The 15,574-nt window shown below is 49.1% G+C and carries 14 protein-coding genes; 6 read left to right on the plus strand and 8 right to left on the minus strand.

The window, feature by feature from the left end; translation table 11 throughout:
- The coding region (locus tag IEY34_RS32565) for a hypothetical protein (protein ID WP_229757951.1) at positions 1–214 on the plus strand (214 nt) is incomplete at its 5' end.
- Between the two features lie 591 nt (positions 215–805).
- On the opposite strand, the gene nagZ is transcribed toward IEY34_RS32565, so the two are convergent.
- Both nagZ and IEY34_RS32575 read right to left on the minus strand, forming a co-directional pair.
- Complete coding sequence (nagZ, locus tag IEY34_RS32570; RefSeq protein WP_189019908.1) at positions 806–2,107, minus strand: beta-N-acetylhexosaminidase; 1,302 nt, start codon at positions 2,105–2,107, stop codon at positions 806–808.
- Between the two features lie 70 nt (positions 2,108–2,177).
- Positions 2,178–2,477, minus strand: a complete 300-nt coding sequence (locus tag IEY34_RS32575) for a transposase (RefSeq protein ID WP_189019910.1) — start codon at positions 2,475–2,477, stop codon at positions 2,178–2,180.
- 550 nt (positions 2,478–3,027) lie between these two features.
- On the opposite strand from IEY34_RS32575, the gene asd reads away from it, so the two are divergent.
- Complete coding sequence (asd, locus tag IEY34_RS32580) at positions 3,028–3,819, plus strand: archaetidylserine decarboxylase (protein ID WP_189019912.1); 792 nt, start codon at positions 3,028–3,030, stop codon at positions 3,817–3,819.
- Between the two features lie 33 nt (positions 3,820–3,852).
- Positions 3,853–5,112, plus strand: a complete 1,260-nt coding sequence (locus IEY34_RS32585) for an MFS transporter (RefSeq protein WP_189019914.1) — start codon at positions 3,853–3,855, stop codon at positions 5,110–5,112.
- Positions 5,113–5,185: 73 nt separating this feature from the next.
- On the opposite strand, the gene IEY34_RS32590 is transcribed toward IEY34_RS32585, so the two are convergent.
- Together IEY34_RS32590 and pdxR are read right to left on the minus strand one after the other, a co-directional pair.
- Positions 5,186–6,625, minus strand: a complete 1,440-nt coding sequence (locus IEY34_RS32590) for an NAD-dependent malic enzyme (RefSeq protein ID WP_189019916.1) — start codon at positions 6,623–6,625, stop codon at positions 5,186–5,188.
- An 81-nt stretch (positions 6,626–6,706) separates the two neighbouring features.
- Positions 6,707–8,137 (minus strand): MocR-like pyridoxine biosynthesis transcription factor PdxR, encoded by a 1,431-nt coding sequence (gene pdxR, locus IEY34_RS32595; protein ID WP_189019918.1) that lies wholly within the window; start codon positions 8,135–8,137, stop codon positions 6,707–6,709.
- A 162-nt stretch (positions 8,138–8,299) separates the two neighbouring features.
- Here pdxR and IEY34_RS32600 point away from each other — a divergent pair, with 162 nt between their 5' ends.
- The 3 genes from IEY34_RS32600 to IEY34_RS32610 all read left to right on the plus strand — a co-directional run bounded on the left by IEY34_RS32600 (position 8,300) and on the right by IEY34_RS32610 (position 10,591).
- Positions 8,300–8,890, plus strand: coding sequence for a GNAT family N-acetyltransferase (locus IEY34_RS32600; protein WP_189019920.1), 591 nt, complete (start codon positions 8,300–8,302; stop codon positions 8,888–8,890).
- 115 nt (positions 8,891–9,005) lie between these two features.
- Complete coding sequence (locus tag IEY34_RS32605) at positions 9,006–10,316, plus strand: aminotransferase class I/II-fold pyridoxal phosphate-dependent enzyme (protein ID WP_189019922.1); 1,311 nt, start codon at positions 9,006–9,008, stop codon at positions 10,314–10,316.
- 173 nt (positions 10,317–10,489) lie between these two features.
- Positions 10,490–10,591, plus strand: coding sequence for a YjcZ family sporulation protein (locus tag IEY34_RS32610; protein WP_189019924.1), 102 nt, complete (start codon positions 10,490–10,492; stop codon positions 10,589–10,591).
- Positions 10,592–10,689: 98 nt separating this feature from the next.
- Here IEY34_RS32610 and IEY34_RS32615 read toward each other — a convergent pair whose 3' ends face one another.
- From IEY34_RS32615 to IEY34_RS32630, 4 genes are all read right to left on the minus strand, one after another.
- Positions 10,690–12,129 carry a glycosyl hydrolase family 18 protein gene (locus IEY34_RS32615; RefSeq protein WP_189019926.1) on the minus strand — a complete coding sequence of 480 codons (1,440 nt, stop codon included), beginning with the start codon at positions 12,127–12,129 and terminating at the stop codon, positions 10,690–10,692.
- 116 nt (positions 12,130–12,245) lie between these two features.
- Entirely contained in the window at positions 12,246–13,583 is a 1,338-nt protein-coding gene (locus IEY34_RS32620) for a 6-phospho-beta-glucosidase (protein WP_189019963.1), read from the minus strand.
- On the minus strand, positions 13,567–14,532 hold the full coding sequence (locus IEY34_RS32625; protein ID WP_189019928.1) for an N-acetylglucosamine kinase: 966 nt from the start codon (positions 14,530–14,532) through the stop codon (positions 13,567–13,569). The genes IEY34_RS32620 and IEY34_RS32625 overlap by 17 nt, the downstream gene beginning before the upstream one ends.
- Positions 14,533–14,556: 24 nt before the next feature.
- Entirely contained in the window at positions 14,557–15,570 is a 1,014-nt protein-coding gene (locus IEY34_RS32630) for a LacI family DNA-binding transcriptional regulator (RefSeq protein WP_189019930.1), read from the minus strand.
- Between the last annotated feature and the right edge of the window lie 4 nt (positions 15,571–15,574).

Here is a 15,574-nt window from a genome sequence, read left to right on the forward strand (position 1 = left end):
CAGTTGGCTCAGTCGGTTCGGCGGGGGCTCGGTTGGGGCTCAGTTGGCTCAGTCGGTTCGGCGGGGGCTCGGTTGGCTCAGTTGGCTCAGTCGGTTCGGCGGGGGCTCGGTTGGGGCTCAGTTGGCTCAGTCGGTTCGGCTGGGGCTCGGTTGGCTTGATGCTGGTTCTGTGCTTGATTGGGGATGGCTAGTGGCTGATAGGCAAGCCTCATAGCGGTTTTCAACAATATAGCGGATCGTAGTTTCCTTTGGGCTTTGCAATGACAGAGAGCGTCGTGTGAAAAGGAACTATGATCCGCTAACTGACAGAAACTGGGGTAAACGTAGCATGAAAGGGAACTGAGATCCGCTATTTAAGCGGAAACTACTGATTCCAACCAGGAAAAGGTGAAATAGCGGATCGTAGTTCCCTCTGGCTTGGAAAATGGCTGTTTTCAGAATTATAGCGTACTGTAGTTCCCTCAAACTCGCTATCCTGACACATTTTGCTAGTATCGCGGCTTGATGTTCCCTTATCTCCGCGCGATAGCAAGCTAGCGGATCTCATTCTGCCAAATAGCTTGTTTATACCTCCAAACCAGCAAGTACGTTCGCAGCTACCTTGTTCTTATTCTCATCTCTTCACATCTCATCGCATCGAACCACTCCATCGGGATGGGGTGGCCTACAACCCAAGCCTGGAGACTGGCGTCAATCTCCAACATTTAACTTCTGGGCAAGCTTCACTCACCCCGACCCGAAAACATATAAATTCTGTGTTCAAAAAAACACCGTGCATTGCGCCATTCGGCACAATCACACGGTGTTATTTGCTTTTGGCGATGCCGAGCACATCCTGCACCTCGGCATTTAATTTTTTAACATCAGGCACTTTCACCGCGGCATCCTGGAGATGGTACTTCTGTTTCAGCTTCATCACCTGATTCACACTTTGATCAATCGTGTCCACGGGTATTCGCCCCGATCGAACCGCTTCTCGCAGCGCAGTGATGACTTTCATGACATTGGCAGGCTCATGCCCGACCATTACAATATTCGCTCCGGCCAGCACAGACTTCACAGCAGCTTCACCTAAACCATAATTGGTCGTAATCGCCCCCATCGTCATATCATCCGTCATAATTAGCCCTTGGAAGCCCATTTCCTTCCGCAGCATATCCGTCATGATCGTCTTGGACATCGATGCGGGATTGTCAGGGTCAACCTTGGGCAGCAAAATATGCGCTACCATCACAGCGTCAGCCTGATGCTTTATCGCTTCGGCGAAGGGCACAAGCTCAAGCTTGCGCAGACGGGCGAGATCATTTTGCACGATCGGCAAGCCAATATGCGAATCCACCGAGGTATCCCCATGTCCGGGAAAATGCTTGACTACCGAAACGACCTGCTGACTCTGCAAGCCGCTCATCACCTGAATTCCCTGACTGCTTACAATCGATGCATTCGACCCAAAAGAGCGGTCCCCAATCACCGGATTGTTAGGATTGCTGTTCACATCTAGATCCGGAGCGAAATCCATATTAAGCCCATAGGCATTCAATTCTTTCCCTAGCAAATGACCGATATTATAAGCAAATTTTGTGCTGCCTTTGCTGCCGATTTCTTTGCTTGTCGGCGTCTTGATCAGTTCATCCGGCAACCTGGTCACCCTGCCGCCTTCTTCATCGACTCCAATCCATAGTGGAAGCTTATTACCCGCATTGGTCTTTTTCAAACTATTCGTTAATTGAACCAATTGATTCGTATTCTGCACATTCGGTTTGTATAAAATAATGCCGCCAACATGCTCCTCGGCCAACAATTCACGAGTTGCTGAATCCACCGTGTACCCGTCGATCCCGGCAATAATCATCTGGCCGATCTTCTCTTCCACGGACATCGACTGGAGCACACTTGCAGAAGCAGGCGTTGGTGTCTGGGTAGCCTTCGCTGTCGCTGCTGGTGCTGGTGCTGCCGATACCGCAGCAGAAGGAGCGTAACTGGATGTCGCTATGGGGGAAGCCGCAGACGGCGGCTCTCCTCGATGAGACGAGCAGCCTGACACAACCAGAGCAAGCGAAGTTAGACCTACCAGGCTCCTCAACAAATTCTGCTGATTTCGTTTCATGTGAAGTTCGCCTACCTTCCATTTCAACCTTACAAATTTGACGCAAGCCTGCCTTAATTAGTTGCACGAATTACTGTTCAGCCCGCATCTCCTGGAGCATCCATTTCAATAGGATATAAATCCCGTAGCTGCCTAAGTAGCTCCCTGTAACCAGAAAATACTTATTTTCAAACACACGATGAATATTCGTCATAAATACCGTTTCATCTCTAAGAATCTCGTAGACAGCCAGTGCGGAAATAATACCGAATACATACGCGCAGCAAGCAGCCAGTGCATGAAATACGACACGAAGCGCAGCGAACAGCCAGGACATCATCAGCATGCATAACGGGATCAAAATGATAAACAGTGTGATTACAAAAGACATTTTCATTTCACCTCACTACCATCATTGACGGTTTCAACGTCGGAAATACTAATGACATAACACAAAGGGTTGTGCTATCATTATTTATACAAATGAAGCGTTTACATTTCCCTTTTCTGCTAGGATCCGGCTCATATCCATAACAAGGAAGAGAGGTCCGTCTAATGAAAAAGAATGTCGACTCTCAGAATTCGCTATCCCTGGATATCGCTTTTTTCGAGCTGATTGCAAGGTGCGCGTCCTGTGCGAGTATTTCTGATCATTCCTCACGAACCCCTGTCCAATGTACCAAGTTTGCCGGTTCTTCCACTCCCATCTCGGTTAATCTGGCTGCCTGTCAAACCTGTGGGGATTATAAACTCAACTAGCTTATTTCTGTTAAAAACAGCCGCAAGGCTGTTTTTTCATACCTGTAACTCCCCCTAACTTGGCTATTCGACAATTGATTCTTTTACCTATCTGTGGCAAGATTAGCGAAGAACACTATATAGGGATCTTGGATCACGATCTGCAGATCTCTAACCACGAATCGAACAGGAGTAATTGATCTATGTCTAAACCGTTTTTTCGATTGCTTACGGAGCTATCCTCGCGCAAATGGGTGTCCCAATTGACAGGCGCATTTGCCAGATCCAAAGCAAGCCGGATATTTATTACTCGCTTTGCCCAAACCTATGGCATATCTATCCAAGATGCTGAAAAACATGTGAAGGATTATAAGTCCTTGAATGACTTTTTCACACGCAGATTGAAACCCGGCCTACGTCCCATTCACGAGGATCCAACGCGTGTAGTAAGTCCCGTTGATGCGATGATCACAGGGATTGGTGATATCAAAGAAGGCCAGATTGTGAATGTCAAAGGCCAAGATTACACGATCGAAGAGCTGCTGAATCGTTCACCGCGTACCGTCAACTACAAAAACGGCTTCTATTTCGTCCTGTACCTTAGTCCTACTGACTATCACCGCATCCATTCTCCTGTTACAGGCGATATTCTTGAGAAAGAGCACGTGCTCGGCAAGGTGTATCCGGTCAATGAGTTCGGCCTGCGTCATATGAAAAGGGTACTTAGCCGCAACGAACGGCTTATTACCTTTATTCAACATGAGACGGGTGAAGTCGCCGTTGTCAAAGTCGGCGCTTTGAATGTCAGTTCCATCCAATATGTGAAGCCTCTTCCCAAAAAGCTGGAGCGCGGCCAAGAACTGGCCTATTTTGAATTCGGCTCAACGGTTGTCCTGCTCTTTGAAGATGATATGTTTGAACCTCGTTCAGATCTGCAGCTTGGCTCCAAAGTAAAAATGGGAGAAGACCTCGGCCGTTTCCTAGACAACAAATAAAACAGGGAACAGTGACATCGAGAGGAGAGTATCATGGCTGCTGTTACGACATCATCTCCGGATCCCGGCTCCAAGAGTTTGCAGGGTGCAGGAGACATCAAACCTACTGTTTATCGTATTTTATTTGCTATCGGGCTTGTTCATCTACTGAATGATTCCATTCAATCCGTTATTCCTGCAATCTTCCCTATCCTGAAAAGTGAAATGGGACTAAGCTATACGCAAGTGGGCTGGGTGCAGTTCGCCATTAACTTCACGGCTTCTATTATGCAGCCGGTTGTCGGCTTGTACACCGACCGCAAGCCATCGCCATATATGCTGCCGATTGGCATGACATCTACCTTAATCGGGATGCTCTTGCTCGCTTTCGCTCACTCCTATTGGGTTGTGTTGCTATCGGTTTGCTTTGTAGGTCTAGGTTCTGCTGCTTTCCATCCAGAAGGCTCACGAGTTTCCCATATGGCGGCTGGCGGACGCAAAGGTCTGGCCCAATCGATCTTCCAGGTGGGCGGGAATGCCGGTCAATCACTGGCACCGATTATGACCAAATGGATCTTCATACCGCTTGGACTGTTTGGCTCAATTTGGTTCACTGGCGTAGCGGCAGTCGCTATTGCCGTGCAGCTATACATAGCTCGCTGGTACAAAGCCGTACTCGTTTCAACACCGGTTAAAGCCAAAACGATTGTGAAAAGAACCGTTAATCCCGAGCAGCGCAAACGTGTAACATTCGCTATCTGCCTGCTGATCTTCCTGGTATTCATCCGATCTTGGTACGGAGCAGCCATGAGTGGATACTTTGCTTTTTTCCTGCAAGACTCGTATGGCATTACGATAGACCGAGCGCAGGACTTCATCTTCTTGTTCCTAGCGGCTGGAGCCGTGGGCACATTTTTTGGGGGTCCGATTGCTGACCGTTTCGGCAAACGGAATGTCATCTTCTTTTCCATGTTAGGCTCCGCGCCATTTGCCCTGCTTTTACCGCATGTCTCGATCACTTGGGCTTATGTGCTGCTCGTCATAACGGGTATTATCTTACTTTCCAGTTTCTCGGTCACCGTTGTTTATGCGCAAATGCTGTTTCCTGGGAAAGTTGGGACCGTATCCGGCCTGATTACCGGTTTAGCGTTTGGACTCGGGGGCATCGGAAGTGTCGTTCTTGGAAATCTTTGCGATACCATTGGCACGACGCGGGTGATGGAACTATGTGCATTCCTGCCGCTTTTCGGTATCCTAACGTTTCTCCTGCCCTCTGATCGCAAACTCAAAGAATGGACAGAAGAACAAGCCTAAAAACCCAAAAAACCTTGTCAAGCCATCTGATAGGAATATCAGCTGCTTGTACAAGGTTTTTGTGCATTTGGGCTTACTCGTGATTAGCGTCTTGCAAGTCACGCTGGTTGCGTCGGCGAGCTACACCAGACTCATACGCTGCTTCCATAACGGCTTCGCGCACTTTCTCAACCACCGCGTGATTGAACACACTTGGAATAATATAATATTCATTGAGTTCGTCTTCACTCACCACGGAAGCAATTGCCTTGGCCGCAGCCAGCTTCATCTCCTGTGTGATGCGTGAAGCTCGGCAATCCAGTACACCGCGGAAAATGCCTGGGAAACATAACACATTATTGATCTGGTTCGGATAATCGGAACGTCCGGTAGCCATGACACGTACGTAAGGCTCCGCTTCTTCAGGCGTAATTTCCGGTGTAGGGTTCGCCATGGCGAAAACAATCGGATCAGCAGCCATATTCTTCACATCGTCAGCTTTGAGCACACCAGGCCCCGAAAGCCCGATAAAAATATCAGCGCCCACAATCACCTCAGACAGCAATCCCGATTGTCGGAACGGATTCGTATTCTCGGAGTACCAGGTCCACGCTGAATTTGAATAGCTTTCACCGCTAACGATGGCCCCTTGACGATCAACGCCAATGACATTGGTTACGCCCGCTGCCAGAAGCATTTTCGTGCAGGCAATCCCTGCAGCCCCGATGCCTGTGATAACAACTTTGCAATCTGCCAATTGTTTGCCCACAAGTTTAACCGCATTGAGCAAACCTGCTAGAATAACAACAGCTGTGCCATGCTGATCATCATGAAATACCGGAATATCCAGTTCATTGATTAATCTTTCCTCAATTTCAAAACAACGAGGCGACGAGATGTCCTCCAAATTAATGCCCCCGAAACCTGGAGCAATCGCTTTAACAGTTCGAATAATCTCCTCCGTGTCCTGCGTATCGAGGCATATTGGAAAGGCATCAACGCCCGCCATCTGCTTGAACAGCATCGCTTTTCCTTCCATAACAGGCATCGCTGCCTCAGGGCCAATATTCCCTAACCCCAATACTGCCGTACCATCGGATATAACAGCAACCGTATTTCGTTTAATTGTCAAAGAGTGCGCCTTCGATGGATCTTCATGAATCGCCATACAAACTCTGGCAACCCCCGGTGTATACACACGGGATAGGTCGTCCCGGTTTTTGATAGGCATCTTGGGAGTTACTTCAATTTTGCCGCCCAAATGCATCAGGAAAGTTTGATCTGAAACGTTGATTAAACGCACGCCTGGAATCTCATTTAAAGCGCTAACAATTGACTCCGTATGCTCGGGATCACTAACTTTTACAGTAATATCTCGCGTAGTTGTCGTTTTACTCGCTCGCGTTACGTCAATCGCAACAATATCGCCGCCTGCATCGCCGATTGCCGTAGCAATCTTACCGAAGGTAACCAGTTCCTTATGTATTTCCAAACGCACAATAACGCTTGTGCCCCCACCGTTTAAACCTGCCATCTCAAGGACCACTCCTACGATTATTAATTAATTGACCACATGTTAGATCATAGCACACAATAGCTTCCCTGCCAAAAACATTTATCTCAAAAGCTGCACGCCGCGGCGGATCTCGTCTTCGGTCAGATGGGCAAAAGAGAAGCAGGCTCCCGCGCGGCCTGGCGGCAAGCCATATGAAGCAGCATCGCTCCATGTGACGCCCGCTTCTCGGCATTCGGCTGCATAGCTCGCGTAGCTGGCGGCATTGCCGCGCCACCAACCAAATAGATGCAGCCCCGCATCGCTCTCTACCCAGTCGAAGCGGGTAGACATTCGTTCCTGCAGCAGCCCTTGCAGGAGCAGGAACTTGCTCGCGTACACCCGCCGCATCCGTCGCAGGTGCCGCTCGTAGCCGCCGCTCGCCATGAAAGTGGCGAGCGAGCGCTGTTCGAGCAGCCCCGAAGGGTGCGGCTCGAACAGCCGCTTCGCGGCCACGAAGGCGCCCACCAGCGCCTTCGGCAGCACAACATAGCCGATGCGCAGCTCCTGCAGCATCGTGATGGAGAAGGTGCCGATGTAGACCACTCGGCCCTCTTGGTCCAGCACCTTGAGCGGCTCGATGGGCCGCCCGCGGTGCCTGAACTCGCTGTCATAATCGTCTTCGACGATGACAGCGCCCTGCTCGGCCGCCCAGCGCAGCAGCTGCTGGCGGCGCTCCAAGCCCAGCACCGCTCCCGTAGGGAACTGGCGGCTCGGGGTCACGAACAGCAGCCGCGCGTTCCACGGCTGCGGCACTAGACCTTGCCCATCCACCTCAGCGTGGATGGGCACCCCGCCAGCCGCCAGCACAGCGCGCGTGGCGCCTTGATATCCCGGACGTTCCACGACCACGGGATCGTCCGCATTCACCAGCACTTGGGTCAGCAGCGCTATCGCTTGCATCGACCCATTCACGATGACGATGCGCTCAGGAGGCGCATCGATGCCACGCATACGCCTGAGGTGCTGTGCGATTGCTAAGCGCAGCGCTTCATGCCCCTCGGCGGCGAAAGCCTCCTCCTGCGGCGACTCCGTCATGCGCCGCACCTGCTCATACATCCCGCGATTCCACAGCTCTCGCGGAAACTCATCGAGATGGGGATGTCCCATCCTGAAAGAAATGTGATCGGGGCAATCCGGCTCTTTCCCCTGCCCCCTTCCCCTTTCTTCCGCACGAACACGCTCCCCCCAATCGGACAAGCGAATCGCCTGCTCTTCAAGCTCATCTTTCTTCCGCTGTCCACTCGCATAGACAACATAAGTCCCTCTCCCAACATCAGCCTGCAAATATCCTTCAGCAATCAACATCTCATAGACCTGATTCACCGTCCCCCGCGATAAGCCAAATAAACGGGCTAACTCACGGCTGGACGGCAGCTTCGTATGCAATGGGAGCCTGCTTTCCAAGATCTCATCATGCAGCGCATGATACAAAGCCGCGTACTTGCTTGCATATTTCATACGATAGGCATCATAAGGCAAATGAAACTCCATGCCGCTCCCCCCAGTCATCACGTGGCATCCTCTTTATTCAGTTCATTACAACCTATTGGTACATAAAATTAAAACCAAATTGGATCTTTTGATGAATCCACTTTTCCCTTATGCTATCTAAAATCTCATAAATTTGATCCATTGACAAGGAGAATCAGCGCTATGCATTTACAAAACCCCGTTTTAGAAGGAACACGTGTTGCTCTGCTTCCTATGCAGGAATCCCACATTGGCAGTCTTGCGCAAGCTGCTTCTGACCCAAGGATATGGGACTATATGACGCCTCTGCCTCGAACATCCGATGTGGAAACCTATGTCCAGCAAGCGCTTGAGGAATTCAATGCCGGCCTTGCGATCCCTTACAGTGTCTATGATAAACATACGGATACGTTTGTGGGCAGCACACGACTCTTCGACATCTCCACTGCGCACCGCCATCTAGAGATTGGATATACATGGTACAATCCGCTCGTTTGGCGGACGCGTGTGAACACGGAATGCAAATACTTACTGCTGCGCCACTGCTTTGAAACCCTCAATCTGCTGCGCGTCCAAATCAAAACAGACTTGCGAAATGAACGCTCGCAAGCTGCGATTGCCCGTTTAGGCGCCAAACAGGAAGGAATTCTCAGGCAGCACCGCGTGCTTCACGATGGCTATGTGCGTGACACCGTCATGTTCAGCATTTTGGATCACGAATGGCCTGAAGTGAAAGAGCGATTGGAAGGATTTCTACATCAAGTCCGTGTCTAAATCCCCGATCACATTTTTTCCGAAAAAATTTAGCAAGCGCAGTGACGTACTACTGTGAAAGTGGTATAATAACTGCAAAAAATGAATAGCTCATTGGAAGGAATGACCCACTCTTATGAATCCTCTGGCACGACAGTTAAACGAGACCCTGGAACGTGAAAATTCTCACGTGCATGACATGCTTTCTGCATTAGGTAAATCGATTTACTTCCCGAAAGAAGGCATTCTCAGCCAATCAGCTGAAGCAAAGGCAAAGGCCAAGAAATTCAATGCTACTATCGGTATTGCGATCGAAAATGGTCAACCTATGCATTTGAAGGTCATTCAAGACACACTCTCTACCTATGCGCCAAAAGATATATATGAATATGCACCACCTGCAGGCAAACCGGAGCTCCGCAGCGCATGGCGCAAAAAAATGCTCGAAGAGAATCCTGACATCGGCAGCAAACTGATCGGCAATCCAATCGTAACGAATGCCTTGACGCATGGTCTGAGTATCGCAGCTGATCTTTTCGCTGACGTTGGCGACGCAGTTATTATCCCGGACAAAAACTGGGAAAATTACGAGCTGACTTTCGAAATTCGCCGCGGCGCCCAAATCGTGAACTACCCGCTGTACAACGACAACATGCGATTTAATGCAGAAGGCTTGCGCCAAGCTCTGCTAGCTCAAAAATCCAAAGGCAAAGCGATCGTTGTTCTTAACTTCCCGAACAATCCAACAGGCTACACGCCTGATGCACAAGAAGGACGGGAAATTACGGCTGCAATCAAAGAAGCAGCAGAAGCTGGTATTAACGTAGTCGTCCTGACAGACGATGCTTACTTCGGTCTTTTCTTTGAAGGCTCGCTGCATGAATCCTTATTCGGCCAATTAGCTGATCTGCACCCGCGCGTGCTAGCAGTCAAAATTGACGGCGCCACCAAAGAAGAATACGTTTGGGGCTTCCGCGTAGGCTTCATCACGTATGCAGGCCAAAGCGAAGCTATTCTCAGCGCTCTGGAACAAAAAACGATGGGAATTATCCGCGCAACGATTTCCAGCGGTCCTCACCCGTCCCAGACGTTCGTGCTGCATGCCCTGAACTCACCTGAGTTTGCCGTGCAAAAGCAAGAGAAGTACGACATCATGAAGGGCAGAGCCAACCGTACCAAAGCGATCCTGGACAGCGGCAAGTTCAACGATGCCTGGGGCTACTACCCGTTCAACTCTGGTTACTTCATGTGTCTGAAGCTCAAAACCGTAGATGCCGAAGCCTTGCGCGTACACTTGCTGAACCAGCATGGTGTTGGAACAATCGCTCTTGGCGCAACAGACCTTCGCGTTGCTTTCTCTTGTATTGAAGAAGTGAATCTTGAAGAGCTGTTCAACCTGATTTATCAAAGCGTAAAAGAAATCGAAACGGTTGCTGCAAGCAAATAATAAGAAGAGGCTGCTCTAGGTTTTCAACCTTGGAGACAGCCTCTTCTTTTTTATACAAAGTATTCCGCTCTGCTAGGCATAAGCACAATCCTGCATTTCGCCCATACGATTCCGCGCTTACCTCATACAATGATTACGTAGCACAAACAAATCAAGTTGAAAGGGTGATTTGAATGTCTGGTGTCGCAGGTGCAGGTGTTGGTTATACGTCTTCCGCAGCTATTTTGGTACTTTTCATCTTGTTAGTCATTATCACAAGCGCATTCGTTTGGTAGTTCACAATTGATGTATAAAGCGAGGCTGCCCCACAAGTCATATTTGACTTATGGAGCAGCCTTTTATCTTCTTCTTAAATTTCGACTGGATCGATAGCTTAAGGTGTTTTCACGAAATTCAACCAGTTCAAGTTAGGTTCACCTTTAACAAGATTTACTCTTAACGTTTGACTGCCTGCTGGCAGCGTAATGGTCGTATTCACCGTTTGCCAAGTTTGGTATCCGCCCGTTTTGGGGATGGTGACCGAAGCCAGAACGGTACCCGAGGCATTTTTGATTTGGAATTGCCCCCCTGCAACTGGGCTGGCTACCCGGAGCCCAACCGAATAGCTGCCTGCGGTTTGGACATTCACTTTGTAATCCATCCAATCGCCTGCATCAATATAGCCCACATTCATGCCGCCGCCTGTATCGGTCGTAGTCTCGTTCACAACGCCTTGCATCGCAGTGAAGCTTTCAGCTTCAATCTTCCCTGGAATAGCTGCCCCATCAGGTACTGGTGTGCTCGTTGCCAACGCTTTCCAGAAACTAGTGTCATCCAAACCGATTGCCCACACAGATATGCCACCCAAGTGATACTTCGCATAATACCCGGACTTTTCAGTAATACTGCGCTCATTCTCATACCAAACCACGTGTTTGGAACCATCGCTTGCTTGATAATTGAAATAAGGAGAGGAGGAAGCTGTATCCCATTTCACTGCAGCTTTGGTCTTGGAAATAAGGGCAGGGATTTCCCTCCAAGGAACTTGTTTACCATCGCTGGCGTTATTCGTCGTTAAATTCCAGTCATAACCATAAGCGGGAAGTCCCATCAGCACTTTGGCTGGCGGAATCGCGGAAACCGTATATTGCAAAGACGCTTCCATCCAGTCCTTTCCGGCTACAGGACCCGGCGAAGCCCATGTACCATGCTCATCGTAGGTCATGACTTGCATATAATCCACCAATTGACCCAGAGCTGGGTAATCGAAGGCTCCTCCCCAATCATCATTCGGGTCCTCAACTGTCTTGGCAGGAACTGAGATTAACGCTTGCAGCCCTAGTGCGTGCATGGAAGTTGCCAGTTCACGCATGAAACTAGTCAGTGCCGCCCGATCTGCTTTAGGCACAGCTTCGAAATCGAAATTAACGCCTTTATAGCCGTTGTTTTTCACCAAAGCAATCAAGTTCGCCATAGCCTTGTTCTTGATCGTCGGATTCGTTAAAATCGTATGCGCCAAATCTGCGTCAAAATCATTTGGACCATAGTTGGAAATACAAGCATACGTCGTAATGTTCTTGGACTTCGTAAAGGCAATCGCCGCGGTTGGAACTGCTCCTACAATATTTCCTTCACTATTGAAGTTGAAACTGTCCGTAGACACATGTGTGAGGTAGCTATAGTTTGTCGTCAAGGAATTATCGGATGCCTGATCCGGTGTGTAATAACCTAAAATGACCGGTGAACTGGCGCTGACCGAGGAAACGCCGCTAACAAGCACTGCGGAAAACATGGCACCGGAAATAAGCAGCTTGATTGATTTTCTCACATTCATGAAAAATCCTCCTTATTGGTTGCGTATATGAAACATCGATCCAAACGGGCTGTCTCCATCCAGCCTGACACAAGATCATATCAAAGCGAGCATCACCCCCCTAAATATATAAACGTTTATACTTTAGGGTAAAATTGGGGCAGCAATTCCTTGTTTTGTTCCAATAATTCCTCTAGCATTTTCTCCGCCACATTAATTGAAGGAACAAGCGGATGATGAGCCAAAGCTTGCAGCGCTAAACCACGATCACCCAATACGGCTGCTTCGACAGCTAGCTGTTCATACGTTTTGACCGAAGCAATAAGTCCTTTAATCGCCTCAGGAACCGTCGTCACTTGCAAAGGAATAGGCCCCTTCTTCGTAATGATACAATTGACTTCAATACAAGCATTCTCCGGAAGAAAATCAAGATTCGACCCATTGCGAACATTCAGCGTCTGAACATCCCTTGTATCGTTGTAGATTGATTTCATCAATTTCACAGCTGCTTCTGAGTAGTACGCGCCACCGCGCTGCTCCAGTTGAGCCGGTTTATGATTCAAATTCGGATCTTGATACAATTCAAACAATTCATCCTCAAGCCTCTTAACAACCTCAGCGCGTGTACCTCCTTGGGCCGAGGAAACCAACTGATCTTCCAACATTTCTTTATTTAAATAGAAATACTTCAAATAATACGACGGGATCGCTCCCAAAGACCGCATAAATGCTGCGTTCCAGCTGTACTGCGGCACGTTTTTCGCTGAGTAGCTGTCGTTGCTTTGAAGCAGTTCGTCCAGCTTGGATTGGCCATCCACCTGAATGTCCGTCACCCAATGCAGATGATTGAGTCCGGCAAACTCGGCATAGATCCGATCAGGTTCTACCTCATACAGCTTCGACAACCATTTGTAAACCGAAATAGGCGAGTTGCATATGCCAATGGCTTTGATGGATGAATGGGTATAGATCGCTTCAGTGACCATTCCTGCGGGATTCGTGAAGTTCAGCATCCACGCTTCAGGACATAACTCCTCCATATCCTTGCAAATATCGAGCAGTACCGGAATTGTACGAAATGCTTTCATCATCCCGCCAGGGCCCGTTGTTTCCTGACCAATTACACCATACTTCAGCGGTATCGTCTCATCCCAAACCCGTGCTTGCAGCATCCCAACCCGCATCTGCGTAGATACGAAATCCGCATCCTTCAGAGCCAGCCTGCGATCCAGCGTCATATGCACATGAATCGGAAGACCCGATTTCTCAACCATGCGCAAAGCCAGTTTCCCAACAATGTCCAGCTTATGCTTGCCGGCTTCAATATCAACAAGCCAAATATCTGTGACAGGAAACTCTTGATAATGTAAAATAAATCCTTCAATCAGTTCCGGCGTATACGAGGAACCGCCGCCGATCACGACCACTTTGACTTGCTTCTTCAATCGAGACAACTCCCTATACGTGTGATACATGCGTGATATTCGCATAGATGGCATCGGTAGGAATAATGCCATCTCTTTCCATGGCTAAGTAAACAGCCCCGATGACGGGCTCAATGCCCAGTATCTTTAATTGACAGCCTTTAGCGACTTGGGCGACTTGCTCAGCAATGTAAGGATGCAAGAAGGAACTCTCACCTTTCGTCAGCACGCTGCCCGCCAAAACCAGATCAAACTCTTCATTCTGCATCCCCAGCTTTTGAATAACAGCCTTGGCTGATGTTCCCAGCTCTTCACCCTGCTTTTTAAGAATCTCACGGGCAATCAGATCTCCGCCCGAAGCTGCAGTGAACACCAATGGAGCCAAGTCTGCCGGTATCCGCATATGGGTATCCAGAGAATGATGGAATAATTGCTCTACGGAATCATATTTCAGCTTGGCAAGAACTAGGTCCGTAAGCAGTGTTGGTCCTATGCGACCTTCCCATGCACGTATGACGGATCGAAATGCTTCGACCGACAGCTCGCTGCCGCCGCCAAAGTCACCGTAGGCGTAACCAAATCCGCCGCACTGAAAGATCTCGCCCTGCGGATTCATACCTGCACAGTTCGTGCCGGTTCCGCATATGGACACGACCCCGTAGGGCCTTGTTGTCCCTGCCCGCAGCGCAATAATCGTATCGCATGCGATTTCAGACTGGGCAAACCCAAGCTCTGCGACAATCGGACGCAAGATACGATAATCCGCCTCGCGATCAGCTCCCGCTAAGCCGAACCATGCAACAGCAACATCTTTGACCTGAAGCGCTGCGCTCCTTAACGCCTCTTGAACAGCGCTATGAATATTGGTTCTGGCCATTTCAACATCAATTTGGTGATTGCCTGGACCAGCTTTACCGATGGCAAGCAATCTGCCTTCTGCATCGGTAATCATGGCATTCGTTTTTGACCCGCCGGCGTCCACACCTAAATAAGCTTTCAAATTCGTTCGGCTCCATCCTTTTAACTACGTATGTTCTTTCCATTCCGCTGTCGATTCCCGGACAATGAGTGCAGGCGTCAAACAAACCGATTTACTCCGTTTGGAAGACCCATCTATCATTTCGAGCAGAATCCGCACGGCCTCTTGACCCAGTTTCTCCATGGGCTGCCTAATTGTCGTTAACCGCGGATGAATCGCCTTGGCAAAATATTGATCATCATAGCCAACAATCGAGATATCACGTGGGATGTGATAACCTTCATCCCGGAACGCATCCATTGCGCCAAGCGCCAGACCGTCCTCACCGGCAAATACAGCCGTAGGCTTAAGCCCGTGCTCAAGACATGTTTTGACGGAATCGAACCCGCAGCGTATATCAAATTGCTCTGCCATGATAACCGTTGGCGCTAAATCAGCTTCTGCCATCGCCTGTTCGTATCCTCTTCGTCTATCCCTAGCACTGAGGTATAACTCAGGTCCGCTGATATGCATGATTTTCGTATGACCAAGATTCAACAAGTGCTTAGTCGCCTCATATCCGCCCAAAAAGTTATCCACATTAATTGTGATAGCCTTCGTATCTTCAATATGATTATCAATGATGACGAAGGGAATCTTCTTTCTTTTCAACTCCAGCACATACTCCTTCTCCGCAAAAGTGGATAGCAAAATGATACCGTCTACCCGATCCTCCTGGAACAAAAAGTGGTTGACTGCGCTATTGTCCATTTGAGCTGGAGATGCGATGGATAAAGCCAAGAAATATCCTTTGGCCTCCAAGCTCTCATTCACAGCATGAATAATGCCATCAAACACAGTGTCCCCGAGCGTTTGCAGCGTAATGCCAATGAGTCCGGTCGATCCACGCGCCAGTGATCGGGCAGCAGAACTTGGCGTATAGCCCAAATCCTTCATGGCTTGCAGAACCTTCTGCCGGTTAATCTCCCGAACCGTCGTCGAGTTGTTCAACACTCTGGAAACCGTTACCAGAGATACGCCTGATTTTTCTACCACATCTAGAATACTAACTTTTTTCATCCTC

Source organism: Paenibacillus marchantiophytorum, assembly GCF_014640555.1.
GTDB lineage: Bacteria > Bacillota > Bacilli > Paenibacillales > NBRC-103111 > Paenibacillus_E > Paenibacillus_E marchantiophytorum.

Bases quoted from the DNA above. Each gene is read 5' to 3' on its own strand.
- nagZ (WP_189019908.1), bottom strand. From the start codon at position 2,107: ATGAAACGAAATCAGCAGAATTTGTTGAGGAGCCTGGTAGGTCTAACT.
- IEY34_RS32575 (WP_189019910.1), bottom strand. From the start codon at position 2,477: ATGTCTTTTGTAATCACACTGTTTATCATTTTGATCCCGTTATGCATG.
- asd (WP_189019912.1), top strand. From the start codon at position 3,028: ATGTCTAAACCGTTTTTTCGATTGCTTACGGAGCTATCCTCGCGCAAA.
- IEY34_RS32585 (WP_189019914.1), top strand. From the start codon at position 3,853: ATGGCTGCTGTTACGACATCATCTCCGGATCCCGGCTCCAAGAGTTTG.
- IEY34_RS32590 (WP_189019916.1), bottom strand. From the start codon at position 6,625: ATGGCAGGTTTAAACGGTGGGGGCACAAGCGTTATTGTGCGTTTGGAA.
- pdxR (WP_189019918.1), bottom strand. From the start codon at position 8,137: ATGGAGTTTCATTTGCCTTATGATGCCTATCGTATGAAATATGCAAGC.
- IEY34_RS32600 (WP_189019920.1), top strand. From the start codon at position 8,300: ATGCATTTACAAAACCCCGTTTTAGAAGGAACACGTGTTGCTCTGCTT.
- IEY34_RS32605 (WP_189019922.1), top strand. From the start codon at position 9,006: ATGAATCCTCTGGCACGACAGTTAAACGAGACCCTGGAACGTGAAAAT.
- IEY34_RS32610 (WP_189019924.1), top strand. From the start codon at position 10,490: ATGTCTGGTGTCGCAGGTGCAGGTGTTGGTTATACGTCTTCCGCAGCT.
- IEY34_RS32615 (WP_189019926.1), bottom strand. From the start codon at position 12,129: ATGAATGTGAGAAAATCAATCAAGCTGCTTATTTCCGGTGCCATGTTT.
- IEY34_RS32620 (WP_189019963.1), bottom strand. From the start codon at position 13,583: ATGTATCACACGTATAGGGAGTTGTCTCGATTGAAGAAGCAAGTCAAA.
- IEY34_RS32630 (WP_189019930.1), bottom strand. From the start codon at position 15,570: ATGAAAAAAGTTAGTATTCTAGATGTGGTAGAAAAATCAGGCGTATCT.